13 protein-coding genes and 1 pseudogene are annotated in these 16350 nt (G+C 71.0%); 3 read left to right on the top strand and 11 right to left on the bottom strand.

Translation table 11 applies throughout. The annotated features are described in order from the left end of the window. Nucleotides 1-18: 18 nt before the first annotated feature. The 6 genes and pseudogenes from ABT053_RS12700 to ABT053_RS12675 form a co-directional block, all read right to left on the bottom strand. Entirely contained in the window at nucleotides 19-1830 is a 1812-nt protein-coding gene (locus ABT053_RS12700; RefSeq protein ID WP_350969083.1) for an NADH-quinone oxidoreductase subunit N, read from the bottom strand. Continuing rightward, complete coding sequence (locus tag ABT053_RS12695; RefSeq protein WP_350969082.1) at nucleotides 1827-3668, bottom strand: complex I subunit 4 family protein; 1842 nt, start codon at nucleotides 3666-3668, stop codon at nucleotides 1827-1829. The genes ABT053_RS12700 and ABT053_RS12695 overlap by 4 nt, the downstream gene beginning before the upstream one ends. A gap of 180 nt (nucleotides 3669-3848) precedes the next feature. Continuing rightward, nucleotides 3849-6056, bottom strand: coding sequence for an NADH-quinone oxidoreductase subunit 5 family protein (locus tag ABT053_RS12690; protein WP_350969081.1), 2208 nt, complete (start codon nucleotides 6054-6056; stop codon nucleotides 3849-3851). A 290-nt stretch (nucleotides 6057-6346) separates the two neighbouring features. After that, nucleotides 6347-6628, bottom strand: a pseudogene (nuoK, locus tag ABT053_RS12685) (NADH-quinone oxidoreductase subunit NuoK); the annotation flags it as partial. A 1-nt stretch (nucleotide 6629) separates the two neighbouring features. Then, the gene (locus ABT053_RS12680; RefSeq protein ID WP_350969080.1) at nucleotides 6630-7166 is read right to left on the bottom strand and encodes an NADH-quinone oxidoreductase subunit J family protein; all 537 of its coding nucleotides are present in this window, start codon (nucleotides 7164-7166) and stop codon (nucleotides 6630-6632) included. Next, entirely contained in the window at nucleotides 7163-8335 is a 1173-nt protein-coding gene (locus ABT053_RS12675; RefSeq protein ID WP_350969268.1) for a 4Fe-4S binding protein, read from the bottom strand. Before ABT053_RS12675 ends, ABT053_RS12680 begins: the two co-directional genes overlap by 4 nt. A gap of 373 nt (nucleotides 8336-8708) precedes the next feature. Between ABT053_RS12675 and ABT053_RS12670 the strand changes: the two genes are divergently transcribed. After that, nucleotides 8709-10277: a serine/threonine-protein kinase gene (locus ABT053_RS12670; RefSeq protein WP_350969079.1), complete on the top strand. Its 1569-nt coding sequence runs from the start codon at nucleotides 8709-8711 to the stop codon at nucleotides 10275-10277. 154 nt (nucleotides 10278-10431) lie between these two features. On the opposite strand, the gene ABT053_RS12665 is transcribed toward ABT053_RS12670, so the two are convergent. From ABT053_RS12665 to ABT053_RS12645, 5 genes are all read right to left on the bottom strand, one after another. Beyond that, nucleotides 10432-11370 carry a hypothetical protein gene (locus tag ABT053_RS12665; protein WP_350969078.1) on the bottom strand — a complete coding sequence of 313 codons (939 nt, stop codon included), beginning with the start codon at nucleotides 11368-11370 and terminating at the stop codon, nucleotides 10432-10434. A 125-nt stretch (nucleotides 11371-11495) separates the two neighbouring features. Continuing rightward, nucleotides 11496-12458, bottom strand: a complete 963-nt coding sequence (nuoH, locus tag ABT053_RS12660) for an NADH-quinone oxidoreductase subunit NuoH (protein WP_502991745.1) — start codon at nucleotides 12456-12458, stop codon at nucleotides 11496-11498. Between the two features lie 183 nt (nucleotides 12459-12641). Beyond that, complete coding sequence (locus ABT053_RS12655) at nucleotides 12642-13199, bottom strand: NADH-quinone oxidoreductase subunit C (RefSeq protein WP_350969077.1); 558 nt, start codon at nucleotides 13197-13199, stop codon at nucleotides 12642-12644. 145 nt (nucleotides 13200-13344) lie between these two features. Further along, nucleotides 13345-13842 carry an NADH-quinone oxidoreductase subunit B gene (locus ABT053_RS12650; protein WP_436758505.1) on the bottom strand — a complete coding sequence of 166 codons (498 nt, stop codon included), beginning with the start codon at nucleotides 13840-13842 and terminating at the stop codon, nucleotides 13345-13347. Nucleotides 13843-13962: 120 nt separating this feature from the next. Continuing rightward, entirely contained in the window at nucleotides 13963-14334 is a 372-nt protein-coding gene (locus ABT053_RS12645) for an NADH-quinone oxidoreductase subunit A (protein ID WP_350969076.1), read from the bottom strand. A 412-nt stretch (nucleotides 14335-14746) separates the two neighbouring features. On the opposite strand from ABT053_RS12645, the gene ABT053_RS12640 reads away from it, so the two are divergent. Then, a complete protein-coding gene (locus ABT053_RS12640) occupies nucleotides 14747-16189 on the top strand; it encodes a polysaccharide deacetylase family protein (RefSeq protein WP_350969075.1) in 1443 nt (480 codons plus the stop codon). Nucleotides 16190-16258: 69 nt separating this feature from the next. Then, the gene (locus ABT053_RS12635; RefSeq protein ID WP_350969074.1) at nucleotides 16259-16348 is read left to right on the top strand and encodes a putative leader peptide; all 90 of its coding nucleotides are present in this window, start codon (nucleotides 16259-16261) and stop codon (nucleotides 16346-16348) included. Nucleotides 16349-16350 lie beyond the last annotated feature (2 nt).

Raw genomic sequence — 16350 nt, 5'->3', positions numbered from 1 at the left:
CGAACGTTCCCGGATGGTTCAGCCCGCGGAGATGAGCGCCGCGGGGACGAGATCGAGGACCAGCTGGGGGGCGACCGAGAACGCGATCGCGACGATCCCGGCCACCGCGACCGCCACACTCGCGGGTATCCACCCGGCACCGCGACCGCCCGTCTCCGCGTTTCCTGTCGCGGCGCTTTCCGTCGCGGCACTGCCTGTCACGGCGCTTTCCGTCGCGGCGCTGCCCGTCACGGCGCCCCCGGTCGCGGCGCTTTCGGTCACGACGTTCCCGGTCGCGGCGCTGCCCGGCATGGCGCCCCCGGCCCTGACCCCGGCCCCGATCGCGGCGGTTTCGGTCACCGGGGCCGGGGTGAAGATCCGTACGACCCAGGCGGCGTAGTAGTAGAGGCCCACGACCGTGTTGACCGCCATCACGGCGGCGAGCCAGCCACCGCCCCCGCCGAGGAGCTCCCGGAACACCACGATCTTGGCGAAGAGCCCGGCCAGCCCCGGGGGCAGGCCCGCGAGGCAGATCAGGAAGAAGGCCAGCGCCAGCCCGGCCGCCGGGCTCCGGAACGCCAGGCCCCGGTAGTCGTCCAGCCCTCCCCCGCCCGACCTCCTCGACACCAGCGTGACCACGGCGAACGCCCCGAGGTTCATCGCCGCGTAGAAGACCAGGTAGGCGATCGAGGCGTTCATCGCCTCGTCGCTCCTGATGCCGAGGGGGGCGAGGATGTAGCCCGACTGGGCGACGGACGACCAGGCGAGCAGCCGTACGGCGTGGCGCTGGCGCATGGCCAGGAGGTTGCCGACGGTCATGGTCAGCGCGGCGAGGATCGCGACCAGCGGGACCCAGGTGGCCCCCTGCCCGCCCAGGGCGACGACCAGGATGAGGATCAGCCCCGCGAACCCCGCCGCCTTGGAGATGACGGAGAGGAGCGCCGCGACGGGGATGGGCGCGCCCTGGTAGACGTCGCCCGCCCACGCGTGGAACGGCACCACCGCGATCTTGAAGGCGAACCCGGCGAGGACCAGGACCACGGCCACGGTGACCACGGCGGGCAGGTCGTAACCGATCTGCAGCCAGGAGCTGTAGGCGGTGCCGACGTCTCCCTGGCCCGGCCCCGGGCCGGTGACGTTGACGTCCTGTCGCAGGACGCGGGCGATCCGGTCGAGGTAGACGGTGCCGGTCGTCCCGTACAGCAGGGAGACCCCGAAGAGCATCACCGCCGTGGAGACCACGGAGACGAGGAAGAGCTTGACCGCCGCCTCGGAGCTCCGGCCGTCGTAACGCCTGAGCGCGGTGAGCGCGAACACCGGCAGCGAGACGAGCTCCAGCGCGACCACCAGCATGATCAGGTCGCGGGAGGCGGGCAGGGCGACGGCACCGGCCAGCGTGCAGAGCAGCAGGAAGTACCACTCCCCGACGGGGATGTCCCCGGAGGAGAGCTCGGCCGCCGACAGCAGCACCACGACGATCCCGGCGGCCAGCGCGAGCCCCGCGAAGACGAGGGTGAAGTCGTCGACCACGAACGAGCACGGCGCCACGGCGGCCGCGGGCGCGGTCGCGGTCGGCTCGGTGACCGGGGGAACGATGGCGCCGATCACCGCGCGGGGGGAGCCGAGCAGCCCCTCGGGCACGCAGAAGGTTCTCAGCGGGCCTCCGGTGCGTACGGCCTGGGAGATCACCACCGCCAGGGCGCCGATCACCCCGGCCAGCGTTACCGCACCGAGTGCCGTCCTGACGTACGGCCTGCGGGGCAGGAAGGCGTCCAGGAGCAGCACGAGCCCGGCGGTGAGGGCGAGGATCAGGGGCGGCGCGACCGCGTAGTAGTCGATCGACTGGATCACGGCGCGCCCACCAGGGTCCGGACCACCGGATCGGTGAGGAGGAGGAGCGCCTTGGGCCAGAGCCCGAACAGCAGGATCAGCGCGATCAGCGGCACCCAGGCGGCCAGCTCGTGGCCCGCGACGTCGGGCATTCGCGACCTGCCTGTGCTCCTCTCACTCGTCTTACCTGTTGTTCTACCTGTCGTCCTACCTGTCGTTTCCGAGACCACTCGCGTGGTCGTCCCCGAAGCGCCCGGCGACCCCGGAGTGTCCGAAGCTCCCAGGGTCGCCGGGGTCGCCGGAGGGGAAGCGTCTTCTCCGCCGACGGTTGCCATGGAGGGCCCCTCCTTCTTCTCCGCCTCGGTGGCAGGGGCACCACCCCCGTGGTCGCCCTCCTCACCGGTCGGGCCCGTGGAGGGGAGACCGCCCGCGGCGACCGCGGCGAGGACCGGGACATGGACCGTCTCGGTGCCCCGGCCGTGGGTGACGCGGGAGAGCATGAGCAGGAAGTAGGCGGCGGTCAGCACCGTACCGAGACCTCCGAGGGCCATGAAGACCAGGTAGAGGGGGCGGGACAGACCCGCGGCCGGTTCGAAGGCGCCGAGGAGGGCCAGCATCTCGCCCCAGAAGCCCGCCAGCCCCGGCAGCCCGAGTGAGGCGACGCAGGCGAAGGTGAGCAGGGAGGCGAGGTGGGGAAGGCGGGTCAGCATGCCACCGCCGAGGGCCGGCATGTCGGAGGTGCCGTAGCGCTCCTTGATCGCTCCGGCGACGAAGAACAGCAGGGCGGTGATGAGACCGTGGGCGATGTTGCCGAACAGGGCGCCGTTGATTCCGGCCGGGGTGAGCGTGGCGAAGCCCAGGAGCACGAAGCCCATGTGGCCGACCGAGGAGTAGGCGATCATCCGTTTGAGGTCACGCTGGGCGAGGCAGGCCAGCGAGCCGTAGACGATGCCGACCACCGCGAAGGCCCCGAGCCACGGGGCCGTCGCGGCGGCACCGTCGGGCAGGACCGGGATCGCGACGCGGGCGAAGCCGTACGTGCCCATCTTGAGCAGCACGCCCGCCAGGAGCACCGAGCCGACGGTCGGCGCCTCGGTGTGGGCGTCGGGCAGCCAGGTGTGCAGCGGCCACATCGGGGTCTTCACCGCGAAGCCGATGCCGACGGCCAGGAAGGCGATGGTCTGCACCGCGGGGGACATGCCCGTTCCGCGTGCCCGCGCGAGGGCGGTCATGTCCAGGGTGCCGGTCTGCGACCAGATGAGCAGCAGGCCGAGCAGGAGGACCACCGAGCCGAGCAGGGTGTAGAGGATGAACTTGATCGCCGCCGCCCGGCGGGCACGCCCGCCCCAGATGGCGATCACGAAGTACATCGGGATGAGGACAACCTCGAAGAACACGAAGAACAGCAACAGGTCGAGCGCGAGGAAGGTGCCGATCATGCCCACTTCGAGGACGAGCAGCGTGAACACCAGCGCCCGCGGCCGGTTGCCGCCGGGCCGGGGGCTCAGCAGCTGCCCGGGGCCGTCGGCGCGCCCCCGGCACAGGTAGACGAAGCAGAGGAAGGTCAGCAGCGTGGTCAGCGCGACCAGCGGCAATGAGATCCCGTCCACACCGAGGTGGAACCTGAGGTCGAGACCGGGGATCCAGGCGAGGTCGGTGACGAACTGCATCCGAGCGGCGTCGTCGTGGTCGAACGCGGCGACCAGCACCACCGACAGCGCGAACGTGAGGCCGGAGACGACCAGGCCGTGCACCCTGAGCAGCCGCCCCCTGGCCTCGGCGTCCGCCCCGAACGGTACGAGCAGCGCGGCGGCTCCGGCGAGTGGCACGCCGAGGAGCGCGATCAGCACCCAGCTCATGCGGCGGCCACCTCACCAAGGTCCGGCCCCGGCTTCGGGTTTGGTCTCGGCTTCGGGTCCGGGGTCGGTGTCGGGTCTGGTTCTGTGTTCGGGCGCGGTGAGGAGGTCAACGGCGTGTCACCGCCAGACGGATGAGGAGCAGCACGACGAGTGCCACGATGCCCCAGAACAGCAGAGAGATCATCTAAAGATCACCGCCCCGGCCGCTATCAGGAGGACTCCGGCCAGCAGGCCGGTGACGTAGAGCTGGGCGTTGCCGTTCTGTACCAGGCGGACCAGCCCCGCCAGGCCCAGGGTCGCCCGGCCCGAGCCGCGTACGGCACCGTCCACCACGCGGCCGTCGGCGCGGACGACGATACGTGCGACGAGCAGCACGGGTCGGACGAAAAGCGCGGTGTAGACGGAGTCGACGTGGAAGGCCCGCTCGCAGGGGGCTCGGAAGGGGCCGAGCAGGCGAGCCGGGTCGGCCAGGGGGTCGGAGCGCCACGCGGCGTAGACCGCTCCGGCCCCCAGCAGCGCCACCGCGAGGCTGAGGGCGGCGGCGTCCCAGTGAACGTCGCCGACGCGGGCGAAGCCGAGGAGCAGGGCCGGGACGGCCAGGACGAGGATGGGCCAGCGCATGGTGGCCGGGACCTCGTGAACGGCCGGGACCTCGTGAACGACGTCATGGGTGGTGTGGACGGCGTGCGGCGCGCCGGACGCGGTCTGGAATTCGGGCTGGGACCGAAGTTCGGACTCGGGCTGTGGTCCGGGATGGGATCGTGCTTCGGGCTGGGAGCGGGGTTCGGGCTGGGGGGCATGCTGCCCGAAGAAGGTCCGCAGCCACGCGCGGGTGGCGTAGGCGCCGGTCACCGCGACCGTGGCGAGAGCGGAGCCGTAGAGCAGCAGAGCCGCGGCGCCCGTCAGCGGCCCCGAGGACAGGGAGTGCTCGATGGCCACCAGCACCTCGTCCTTGCTGAAGAAGCCGCTGGCCGGGGGCAGGCCCATCAGCGCGGCGAAACCGATCGTCGTCGCGGCGAAGGTGACGGGAAGCTCCTTCCTGAGGCCTCCCATCGTGCTCATCAGGTTGGAGCCGACCGCGTGGATCACCGCTCCGGCGCAGAGGAAGAGGAGCGCCTTGAAGGCGCCGTGGGTGATCAGGTGGAAGACCGCGGCGCTCCGGGACCCGGCGGCGAGGGCACCGGCCATGTAGGCGAGCTGGCTGATCGTGGAATAGGCGAGGACGCGTTTGAGGTCGTCCTGGGCCAGGGCGGCGAGGGCCGCGCCGAGCATGCCGATGGCGGCCAGGACCGCGAGGACGTCCAGGGTGGGACGGGCCCCGAGGAAGACCGGGTAGAGGCGGGCGACGACGAAGATGCCCGCGGCGACCATGGTGGCCGCGTGGATGAGGGCGCTGATCGGTGTCGGTCCGGCCATCGCGTCGGGGAGCCAGACGTGCAGCGGCACCTGGGCGCTCTTCCCCGCGACTCCGGCCAGCAGCAGCATGGTCGCGGCGATGAGCGTGCCGGACGACATCTCGGGGACCCCGGCGATGACGTCGGCGATCCTGAAGCTGCCCGCCGCCGTGCCGAGGACGAAGATGCCGAACAGGAATCCGACGTCGCCGATCCGCGTGACGAGGAACGCCTTGATCGCCGCTCGCGAGTTGGCCCTGTCTTCCCACCAGTGCCCGACCAGCAGGTAGGAGCACAGGCCCATGATCTCCCAGCCCACGTAGAGGACCAGGAGGTCGGCCGCGTAGACGACCAGCAGCATGGCGCTGGTGAACAGGCTGATGAAGGAGCTGTACGACGGGTAGCGCCGGTCACCGCGCATGTAGCCGACGGAGTAGACCTGCACCGCCAGCGCGACCACGGCGACCAGGACGGCGATCGACGCGGCGAGGCCGTCGACCAGCAGCCCGACCGAGATCGGCACCGAACCCGTCTCGATGACGGTGAACGTCGCGGAGACCCCGTCGATCGCCCCCTGCCCCGCCGGCCCGGCCGGGGCGGACGGCTCGACTCCACCCCCGCCGGTGGCGGCCCAGGTGGCGTAGGCCAGCCAGATCGCCAGGGCGGCGGAGATCGCGGTGGGCACCACGGCGATCCAGGCGGCCCGGCGACCGGCGGCGGTGTCGGTCTTGGAGGTGTCGACCTTGGAGGCGCCGGTCTTGGAGACGTCGGTCTTGGAGACGTCGGTCTTGGAGACGTCGGTCTTGGAGACGTCGGTTTTGAGGACACCGGCTTTGAGAGCGCCGGTCTTGGGAGCATCGGCTTGGAGGACGACGTCGTCGCCGGTCTCCGGGGGCGTCGCGTTGTGGAGCCGCCGGGGGAAGCGGGAGCCGAGAAGGCCGGTGGCCGCCGCGAGGAAGGGCAGCAGGATCACGAGTGAGGCAACAGTGATCATGGCGCGTCACCCGGCCTGGTGTCCGCCTCGGAGCCGGGCTCGGGCCGGGACCGCCGCGTATCGGTCTCGGTGTGGGTCTGGGTCTGGGGTTGGGGTTGGGTGAGTGTCCGGGGCAGGCTCCGGGACTCGGCCGGGGGCCGGTCCCGGGGCGGGGAGTGGGAACCGGGGTTGCCGGGATCGGCGTCGGTAAGGCCGGTGTCGGTGGGTCCGGTGCCAGTGAGCCCGGTGTCGGTGGGGCCGGTATCGGTAGGGCCGGACGTGTCGGTGAGGTCGGACAGGGAGCGGAGGCGGTCGAGATCGACGGTCTGGCGGTTGCGGTAGAGCGCGAGGATGATCGCGAGACCGAGGCCGACCTCCGCGGCGGCGATCACGATGACGAACAGCGTGAGGACCTGCCCGCCGTGCAGCCGGTCGCGCAACCACACGTCGAAGGCGACCAGGTTGAGGTTGACGGCGTTGAGCATGAGCTCGACGGACATCAGGACAAGGATCGTGTTGCGGCGGGCGAGCACCCCGTACACGCCGATGGAGAACAGCAGCGCCGAGACGACGGCGGGATAGACGACGTGCACGTCAGTCCCTCCCGCGAATGTCCGTGCGGGACAGGACGATGGCGCCGATCAGGGCCGCCAGCAGCAGGACCGAGAGCGCCTCGAACGGGAGCACCCAGTTGCGGAAGATGCTGGCGCCGAGCTCACCGGCCGAGCCGCCACCGGGCTCAAGCGGGACGTAGGCCATGCGGAAGCCGTCGACGACGACGGTGACCAGCACGGCCGCGGTGGCGATCGCCACGATCGCCGCGGTCGGACGGTTGGGACTGTCGAGGTCGGCACTCCTGCCGATCGGGGCGCGGGTGAGCATGATGCCGAACAGGAGCAGGACCACGATCGCGCCGACGTAGATCAGCACCTGGACCCAGGCGACGAACTCGGCGGTGAGCACCAGATAGCACCCGGCCAGCGCGCCGAAGCAGACGACCAGCCACAGGGCCGCGTGGACGAGCTGCCTGGTGGTCACGACAAGCAGCGCCGACCCGACGGCCACCGCGCCCAGCAGAAGGAAGACGATCTCCTGCCCGGTCGGCGACAGGTAGGACGGCACCTCGGTCACTTCTCCTCCTCGGGCTCTCCGCTCGGATCCGTGGGAGGAGTCTGCTCCGGTGTGGCCGCCGCCGGAGGTGCTTCACCCCCGCCTGTGGATAACTTCTCGACGGATGACCCGCCTGTGGACGGATCGCTTCTCTTCGGAAGGGCACCCGGTGGCCGGATGGCCCGGACGCTCGCGTGCCCCGCCGAGGTAGCCGGTCTGGACGGCCTGCCCGGGGATGGACCGCGCCGGGCGTCCGGGCCGGGGGCGTCGGCAGCGCCGGTGGCTTCAGGAGCGCTGGGGGCTTCGGGGTCGCCGGAGGCGCCGGGAGCGGGGGAGGCAGATGGCGATGCCTCGGACGGCGAAGATCCGGACGGCGAAGACGGGGCACCGGGCACGGACGCTTCGGAGCCGGACGCGGACGTTCCGGGGCCCTGCGGGAGGCCGAAATCGGAGCCGGAGCGGGAGCCGGCGGAAGAAGCCGGGGGGCCGGACGTTCCGGGGGCTTCGGGTATTCCGGGCGTTCCGGCCGGGGGAGCCGACGCGCCTGGCGTGGAGGTCGCGGGACCTGGACCGGCTGCGGGGCGAGAACCGGCTACGGGGCCAGGTCCGGCTACGGGACCAGGGTTGGCCGAGGGATCGGAATCCGCGGTGAGGCCGGAACCGGCCGCGGAGCCGGAACCGGTGGCGGGGGCAGGACCGGCCGCGGAGCCGGAACCGGTGGCGGGGGCAGGACCGGCTGTGGGGCCGGGGCCTGCGGCGGGATCGGTCCTGGCTCCGGAAGCGGGAGCGCCCCCGGTCGCAGGAGCAGCCCCGGAAGCGGGAGCGGGAGCGGTGGGAGCGGGACGGGGGCGGACCGGGCGGGAGGTGGCGGCCAGTTCCTTGGGCGGATCGGCGTTGGGCTCGTGGGCCGGGGGCGGCGGGACGGTCTGGGCCCAGGCGGCCAGCTTGTCCTTCTCATGAAGAAGATTGCGGATGTCGCCTTCGGCGTACTCGAACTCCGGAGACCAGAAGAGCGCGTCGAAGGGGCAGACCTCGATGCAGATCCCGCAGTACATGCACAGGGAGAAGTCGATCGCGAAGCGGTCGAGCATGTTGCGGGCCCGGGGACGGCCGCCCTCCGGGGCGGGGAGGGTCTCCTTGTGGGAGTCGATGTAGATGCACCAGTCGGGGCACTCACGGGCACAGAGCATGCACACCGTGCAGTTCTCCTCGACCAGCGCGATCACCCCCCTGCTCCTCGGGGGCAACTCCGGCCGGACTTCGGGATACTGCTGGGTCACCGACCTGCGCAGCATGTGGCGAAGGGTGATGGAAAGCCCCTTCGCCAGTCCCACTCCTGGTATCCGTGCCACAACTCAACATCATGGCGCACAGCGGGGCGCTCGGGAATGCGTGGGCCCCGGAGACCACCGCGCCAAGGGGGAGCGGTAAGGCATGTCGGCCGGGGAAACGGGTTATCCACAGAAGTTATCCACAGACTGTGTGTTCGATAACCGAACACCAACCACAGGCTCCCCACCGAAGCGACTGCGGACCTCCTGAAAAAATCGTATTGTTCGCCACATGTCCCACCAGTACGGGCCGGCCTGGCAGTCGCAACCACCGGCGCGATCCAATATGGCACTGAGTGTCGTGTGGGCACTGGTACCCCTGCTGACCTGCGGTGTCGGGACGCCGTTCGTCATCGGCCACGCCGCCCGCCGGTTGCGGAGCCCGTTGCTGGCCGTCGCCGCCGCCCTCTACGGTCTCGGCGTCGGCTTCTTCGTGATCATCGCGGCGACCTACGGGGATTCCAACAACACCCCGGTCACACTGGACGTCATCGGGACGATCGGCCTGTTCGGCAGCTGGATCGGCGGGCTGGGCCACGCGCTGATCCTCAGGGGGGCGGTTTTCCGGCAGGACCCCTCCCGCGAATTCCACCCCGGGCCACATCCCGGGTACGGCCACTCCCAGGGCCCGTCCCAGATGCCGTCACATCAGACGCCACATCAGACGCCGCGCCAAACGTCGTACCAGGCGCCGCACCAGACCCCGCACCAGACGGGGCCCACCGTGCCCTCGGCCATGCACCCGCCCGCGCAAGGGACACGCGCGGGGACACAGCCTCACCACCCGGAGCACCCGCACCAAGGCGGGTACCAGCGGCCGTCGCAGCCCCGCCATGACGGCCGGCCGCCGCAGTACGCGCCCCAGTACACCCAGGGCCGCTTCGCGCAGGGCCCGCCCACCCACACCTCGCAGGCCCCGCACGTCCCCTTCGTACAAGGTCAGCCCACCCACACCTCGCACGGCCCCCAGGCCCCCTTCACACAGGGCCGGCCCGGCTACGCCTCGCAGGGCCGGAACACCCCGGCCCCGCAGGGCTGGCTCGGCCCGTACCGGCTGATCGGCAGCCTGGGGAAGGGCGGCCAGGGAACGGTTCACCTCGCGCTCAACCCGCAGGGGCAGAAGGTCGCGATCAAGGTCCTGCACGAGCACTTCAACGGCAACCAGGTGGTCAGGGAGCGGTTCCTGCGGGAGGTGGAGGCGACACGCAGGGTGGCGACATTCTCCACGGCACGGGTGCTCGACGTGAACATCAACGAGGACCAGGCGTACGTCGTCAGCGAGTACGTGGAGGGCGACTCCCTGGAGCAGCTGGTCCGCGACAAGGGCCCGCGCGACGGGGACGGCCTGACCCGGCTGGCCCTCGCCACGGCGGGCGCGCTGGCCGCGATCCACCGGGCCGGCGTGGTGCACCGGGACTTCAAACCGGCCAACGTGCTGATCGGCGCCGACGGCCCCCGCGTGATCGACTTCGGCATCGCCCGAGCCCTCGACCAGGTCACCGCGACGTCGGGCAACATCATGGGCACCCCCGCCTACATGTCCCCCGAGCAGCTCTCCGGCGAGGCGATCGGCCCGGAGACCGACGTGTTCAGCTGGGCCGCGACCATGATCTTCGCCGCCTCGGGGAAGGTGGCCTTCGGGGAGGACACCATCCCCGCGATCCTGAACCGGGTGATCAACCACCAGCCGGACCTGGCCGCCCTGCCCCAGTCGTTGCGCCCGTTGGCCGCCGCCTGCCTGGACAAGCGGCCGGGCAACCGGCCCACGGCCGCCGACATCATGCTGCGGATCGTTCAGTAAGCGGTGGGCGGTTAGGCGGTGGGCGGTTAACCGGCGGGCGGTGGAGGGTCGCGACCGCCGGGGTCCACACCGGAAACCCCATGGAGGAGACCCGGCTAAAACTCCCGAATCCCGGACTCGGGGAACTCGGGGAACTCCGGGAACTCCGGGGATCCTAGGGAACCGCGTCCTTCGCCCGTGTCGTCAGGTCCAGGTACGCGTCGCGGGTCAGCGCGCGAACCTCCAGCGCCAGACCGTTCCCGCTGGCGAAGCGCTCGACCTCCTCGGGGTCCCAGTGTCCCGGCAGGTGGAACAGGTCCCCGCCCACCATCAGGCCGGTCACCCCGGACTCCGCCGAGTACAGCAGCAGCTCGGACGCGTCCAGCTCGCGGGTCCTGCGCGCGGTCTCCAGCAGCAGGCGGCCGTGGACGACCACCAGGCGGCAGTGCGGCTGGCCCTCGCGCCTGAGCACGCGTCCCTGGACGGTCTGGTTGCGGGACCTGCGGCGGCCGACCCCGACCACGACGACGGCCCCGGCGACCGTCAGCGCGGCCAGCACCAGGGCGGCGATCCCGAGCGCGCCCATCCCCCGGGTGACGTCGCCGCGGGTCTCGGTCAGGTTGAGGAGCACGAGCGCCACGAAGACCGCCCCGTAGGCGAGCACCGCCCACATGAGCACGTACAGCAGCTGCTCGCGCCACCACACCTTCGGTGAGCTCAGGGGCGGCCTGAGGCTTCTCACGCCGGGTACGCGCAGGCGCGGCAGGGGCGCGGGCGCCCGGCGCCAGGTCACCGCGCGCCACCTCGGCGACCTCCGGGCGAGGGCGACCCTGGCGTGCTGCGGCGTGTCGAACGCCCGGAACTCGAACTCCAGCCCGTTGTCCGCGGCGAACGCCTTCACCGCCCTCTTCGACCGGGACCCCGGGGCCTCCAGCATGACCAGGCCCGACTCGTCGAGCACCGCCAGGCCGTATCTGGTCCTCCCCCTGCCGGGGTAGCCGAAGATCAGCAGCGTGCTCGCCCGGCCCTCTCCGGCGAGCGGCAGCCGCACCGGCGGATGTTCCGGCACGTCGACGACCAGTTCATCCTTTTCCACGGCAAGCGCGAGGGTCATGCGTTCCGTCCTTGGCAGGTGGTGTCACAGAGTGTATTTACTCCCTGCCCTGCGTGGGCACTTCGAACGTCGGACCGTCCGGCAGGACAGCCCGGACGACACGGAAGAGGCCGGGAGGAAGGGGTTCATCCCGCGGCGACCCGCACGATTCCCGTCAACGCCAGCTGGACGAGGGCCAGCGGTACCAGCCCGACCCAGGCGAGCCGCTGCAGCTGGTCCTCGCGGAGACGGGGATAGCTCACCCGGAGCCAGATGATCACGAATACCAGCAGGAAGACCTTGAGGAGCATCCACACCGGCCCCGGCAGGAACGGGCCGTGCCAGCCGCCGAGGAAGAGCACGCTGGTGAGCGCGGACACCACGACGATCCCGGCGTACTCGGCCAGCATGAACAGGGCGAACCTCATGCCGGTGTACTCGGTCATCGGGCCCATGATGATCTCGGAGTCGGCGATCGGCATGTCGAAGGGCGGGCGGCGGAGCTCCGCGAGCCCCGCGACGAAGAAGACCACGCCGCCGATCGCCTGCCAGGGCAGCCACCACCACTGCCAGGCCTCCACGATGCCCGGCAGGGAGAGCGTGCCCGCCGCCATCGCGACACTGGAGGCCGCGAGGACCAGCGGCAGCTCGTACGACATGAGCTGGGCCGCCGAGCGCATCCCGCCCAGGACGGAGTACTTGTTGCCCGAGGACCACCCGGCCATGATCGAGCCGAGCACGCCGACCCCCATCACGGCGAGGACGAAGAACAGCCCGGCGTCCAGGTCGACCCCGACCAGCCCGGGTCCGACCGGGATGACGACCATCACCAGGAGATAGGGGACCAGCGCCACGCCGGGAGCCAGGCTGAAGACCCGGCGGTCGGCGGCGGTCGGGATCACCTGCTCCTTCTGCATGAACTTGACCCCGTCGGCGATCAGCTGGGCCCAGCCGTGGAAGCCCCCGGCGTACATGGGACCGAGGCGCGACTGCATGTGCGCCATGACCTTGTGCTCCATCTGCCCGGCGACCAGCGGCAGCACCAGGAAGACCGCGACGATCACGACGAGCCGCACCGCGACGTCGAGCACCTCGGCGATCACGGGCACCTCCGGTCCCCCGGGGGAACCCCCCGGCCATCACGGGCATCGCGGACATCACGGACTACGCGGGCGGCACGGGTGTCGCGGGCATCACGGACTGCGTGGGCGGCATGGGTGTCGCGGGCATCGCGGACTGCGTGGGCGGCAGAGGTGTCGCGGGCATCGCGGCGGGACGGCCGCCGGGAGGTCTCAGGTGCCACGCTCGCGCCCCCAGTCGGCGGGCACCCCCGGAGGGAGCGTCTTGCGACGGCTCGGCGACCCGCCGCCGGACTCCCCGGGCTCCTTCGCCCCCGGCCAGGCCTTGGCGACCCGGGCGGCGAGCACGAAGTCCTTGCGCAGCGGGAAGCCCTCGAAGCCCTCGGGGAGCAGCAGCGGCACCAGGTTCGGGTGGCCCTCGAAGACGACACCGAACATCTCGAAGGTCTCGCGCTCGTGCCAGTCGGCTCCGCGGAAGACGCCGACCGCGCTGGGCAGCCGGGGGTCGGCGCGCGGGACACGGGTGCGCAGCAGCAGGTGGGCGTGCGAGCCGGGCGCGAAGAGGTGGGCGACGACCGCGAACGCCTCCGGCGGCTCGTCCACCGCGGTGAGCCAGTCGAAGAACTCGTACCCCCCGGCCCTGGCGGACTCCAGCAGGCCGATCCAGCCGCCGGGGTCCACGTCGACCGTGGTCTGGCCGAAGGACTCCGACACCCGGGCCCCCTCGCCGTACGCGAAACCGTGCGCGGAGCCGGACGCGGGTTCGGGCATGGGCGTGGGTTCGGGCGTGGAGCCAGGCGTGGGTTCGGGCGCGGAGCCGGGCGCGGGTACGGAGCCGGACGCCGATTCGGACGTGGGACCGGACACTGGTTCGGGTGCGGGACCGGGTGTGGCGGGACGAGGGGGTTCGGGCAGGTCAGGCATAGCGGTCACCCAGGTTCTCCGCGGCGATCTTCTCCTGGAGCATCATGATGCCGTGGAGCAGCGCCTCGGGGCGAGGAGGGCAGCCGGGGACGTAGACGTCGACCGGGATGATCTGGTCGACGCCCTTGGTCACGCAGTAGGAGTCCCAGTACGGGCCGCCGGAGTTGGAGCAGGCGCCGAAGGAGATCACGTACTTCGGGTCGGGCATCTGCTCGTAGAGCCGCTTGACCGCGGGCGCCATCTTGTCGGTCACCGTGCCTGAGACGATCATCAGATCGGCCTGCCGGGGACCGTTGGCGAACGGGATGACCCCGAACCTCATGAAGTCGTGCCTGCTCATCGAGGTCGCGATGAACTCGATCGCGCAGCAGGCCAGGCCGAAGTTGAACGCCCACAGCGAGTAACGGCGCCCCCAGTTGAGGATGAAGCGCATGGGTTTGGGAGCCAGACGCGAGACTGGCCCCACGGTGGGCATCGGGAGATCCGCCATGGCACGCATTCTCCTTCAGAGTCGGTGCTCGCGCTCGCCCGGCCCTTCGAGCCCCGGCCCCGGTCCTTCGAGCTCCCAGGTGCGGCCTGCCGAGCTCTCGGATCCGGGCCCGCCGGGCCCTCAGGTCCAGGTGAGCGCGCGCTTGCGCCAGGCGTAGAGGATGCCGAGCGCGATGAAGCCGAGGAAGACGAACATCTCGACCAGGGTGGTCGCCCCGAAACCGGGGGCGGCGAAGACCGTCGCCCAGGGGAACAGGAAGACCGCGTCCACCGCGAAGACCACGTACAGGTAGGTGAACACGTAGTAGCGGATCTGGGACTGGGCCCAGCCGTCGCCGACCGGGTCGACGCCGCATTCGTAGGTGAGCAGCTTCTCCGGGGTGGGACGGTTCGGCCGGAGCCCCCGGTTGACGAGCAGTGCCCCGGCGACGATGAGCAGGCCGATCGCGAACAGCGCGAAGACCACCACATAAGAGCCGAAATATCCGCTCATGGCCTCACCTCCTCAGAACCACCGCCCGGAACACCTCGGGACCACACCCCGAACACCTCGAGACCGCCACCCCGGACGCCCCGGGACCGCACCCCCGAACGCTCCGGGACTTCGCACAGCGCCCCGAGAACACCGTCCGAACACCCCAGAACCGCAGCCCTGAACCACCCAGAACCATCCAGAACCACGGCCCGGACGTTCAAGGATCTGCCGTACGAGGCTCTTCGCCCTACCTATAGCAGCATCCGCGTCTCCCGTCACGCGCGGAAACGCCTCCCCCCACGCGGGGAAACCGGCGGGCGCGGAACGCTAAAGCCTCCGTCCACTTAACATCAAGGTAAGGCAAATACCCCATCAACCCATATAGCGTTATTTTATGCCTAAAGTGCGATTCGGCGGAGGAATCGCGTTGATGGCCGCAATGATGACCGGTTGCGGCGTAGCCACCGCCTCCCCCCACGTGGATCCCCCGGTTCCCTCGGAGCCAACGCTGATCAACTATGTGGACCCCTCCATGGTCCAGGACCTGAGCACGAGGAGCCTGAACGCGGGGGAGACGACGGGCCGGCGCGTGCACGCCACCTACCCGGTCATCGCCGGAGCCCCCCGGCTCACCGAGAAGCTCCTCAAGACGGTGACCGGGGGTCTCGGCCGGTTCACCCGGCAGGCCGTCCCCTCGGGCGCCCTGCCCGCCCCCGAGTTCAACGTGGACTGGCAGCTCGCCGCCGCGTCCCCCGAGGTCCTGGGCGTACGCCTGCGCATCGGCCAGTCCATGGGCTCCGGCTGGAGCGAGTCGCGGACCACCGTCTGGTACGACCGGGCGAGCCGCCACGCCCTGGACTCCCCCGATCTGCTCAGGGACGGGGCGGCGCTGACCACGCTGGCCGGGCTCGTCAAGAGCGAGCTGGCGCTGCGGGGACCGCTGGTGAACCCCAACGCGCTCAGGCCGGATCCCTCGATGTTCGACTCCATCGGCTTCAACCCGCGCGGTGACCTCGTCGTGGAGTTCGACGACAAGCAGGTGGGCCTGGGCGTCGCCGGCCGGGTGGCGGTCGCCGTACCGTCCGCGACCGCGACGCCGCTGCTGTCGGCGACCGGGCTGCGGGCCCGCCGGGCCTCCGTGGGGACCGCGACCCTCACCTCGCAGGAGGACATGCTCGCGGCGAGCGGGGACAAGCCCGCGGCGCGCAGCTCCATGGCGGGCACCGTGGACTGCGCGAAGGTCAAGTGCGTGGCGCTGACCTACGAGGACGGGCCGGGCCCCGAGACCGGGCGGCTGCTCGACGTCCTCGGCGCCCACAGGGCGCGGGCGACCTTCTTCGCCCTCGGCTCCAACGCCTCCGCGCGGCCCGAACTGCTGAGGCGGATGCGTGACGAGGGACACCTGGTGGCCAACCACAGCTGGTCCCACCGCGATCTCACCGCGCTGCCCTCCGCCATGCTCGCCGACCAGCTCACCCGCGCGCAGCACGCGATCGTCCAGGCGATCGGCCAGGTGCCCACGCTGATGCGCCCGCCGTACGGCGGGACCGACGAGCAGGTGGCCTCCGTCGCGCGCCGGCTGGGCATGTCCGTGGTGCGCTGGAACGTGGACGCCGCGGACCAGCACGACTCCGACCCCCGGGCGATCGCCCGCCGGACCGTCGCCCAGGTCAAGCCCGGGTCGATCGTCCTCATGCGCGACTTCCACCACGCCACCGTCGACGCGGCACCCGCCATCCTGCGCGAGCTCGGCGCGAAGGGTTATACCTTTGTCACTGTCCCGGAGCTGTTCGGCCCGCGCGCGATGGAACCGGGCCGGACCTATGACTCCGGAGCCGTGTCGACCGTGCTGGACAAGCAGGCTCTGTCATAACCTGAGGCTATGGGGCCATAGCCGGAGGCGATGAGAGCGTCTTCGTAACGGGACATATAGTTGGGCATCGTGATCCCAACTGTCCTCTTCGGCCGCCTGCACGTTGACCTGTGTCGGCTCGCGGCCGGGCTGTGTCGGGCCGACCGTCCGCGATCGTGACT

The organism is Streptosporangium sp. NPDC002524 (assembly GCF_040295985.1).
GTDB lineage: Bacteria > Actinomycetota > Actinomycetes > Streptosporangiales > Streptosporangiaceae > Streptosporangium.
The sequence above is the reverse complement of the archived record's forward strand: the minus strand, read 5'-3'. Positions and strand labels throughout refer to the sequence as shown.

Coding starts and splice junctions, on each gene's coding strand:
- ABT053_RS12695 (WP_350969082.1), bottom strand. CDS start 3,668: ATGAGCTGGGTGCTGATCGCGCTCCTCGGCGTGCCACTCGCCGGAGCC.
- ABT053_RS12690 (WP_350969081.1), bottom strand. CDS start 6,056: ATGATCACTGTTGCCTCACTCGTGATCCTGCTGCCCTTCCTCGCGGCG.
- ABT053_RS12675 (WP_350969268.1), bottom strand. CDS start 8,335: ATGCTCTGTGCCCGTGAGTGCCCCGACTGGTGCATCTACATCGACTCC.
- ABT053_RS12670 (WP_350969079.1), top strand. CDS start 8,709: ATGTCCCACCAGTACGGGCCGGCCTGGCAGTCGCAACCACCGGCGCGA.
- ABT053_RS12665 (WP_350969078.1), bottom strand. CDS start 11,370: ATGACCCTCGCGCTTGCCGTGGAAAAGGATGAACTGGTCGTCGACGTG.
- ABT053_RS12655 (WP_350969077.1), bottom strand. CDS start 13,199: ATGCCCGAACCCGCGTCCGGCTCCGCGCACGGTTTCGCGTACGGCGAG.
- ABT053_RS12650 (WP_436758505.1), bottom strand. CDS start 13,842: ATGGCGGATCTCCCGATGCCCACCGTGGGGCCAGTCTCGCGTCTGGCT.
- ABT053_RS12645 (WP_350969076.1), bottom strand. CDS start 14,334: ATGAGCGGATATTTCGGCTCTTATGTGGTGGTCTTCGCGCTGTTCGCG.
- ABT053_RS12640 (WP_350969075.1), top strand. CDS start 14,747: ATGGCCGCAATGATGACCGGTTGCGGCGTAGCCACCGCCTCCCCCCAC.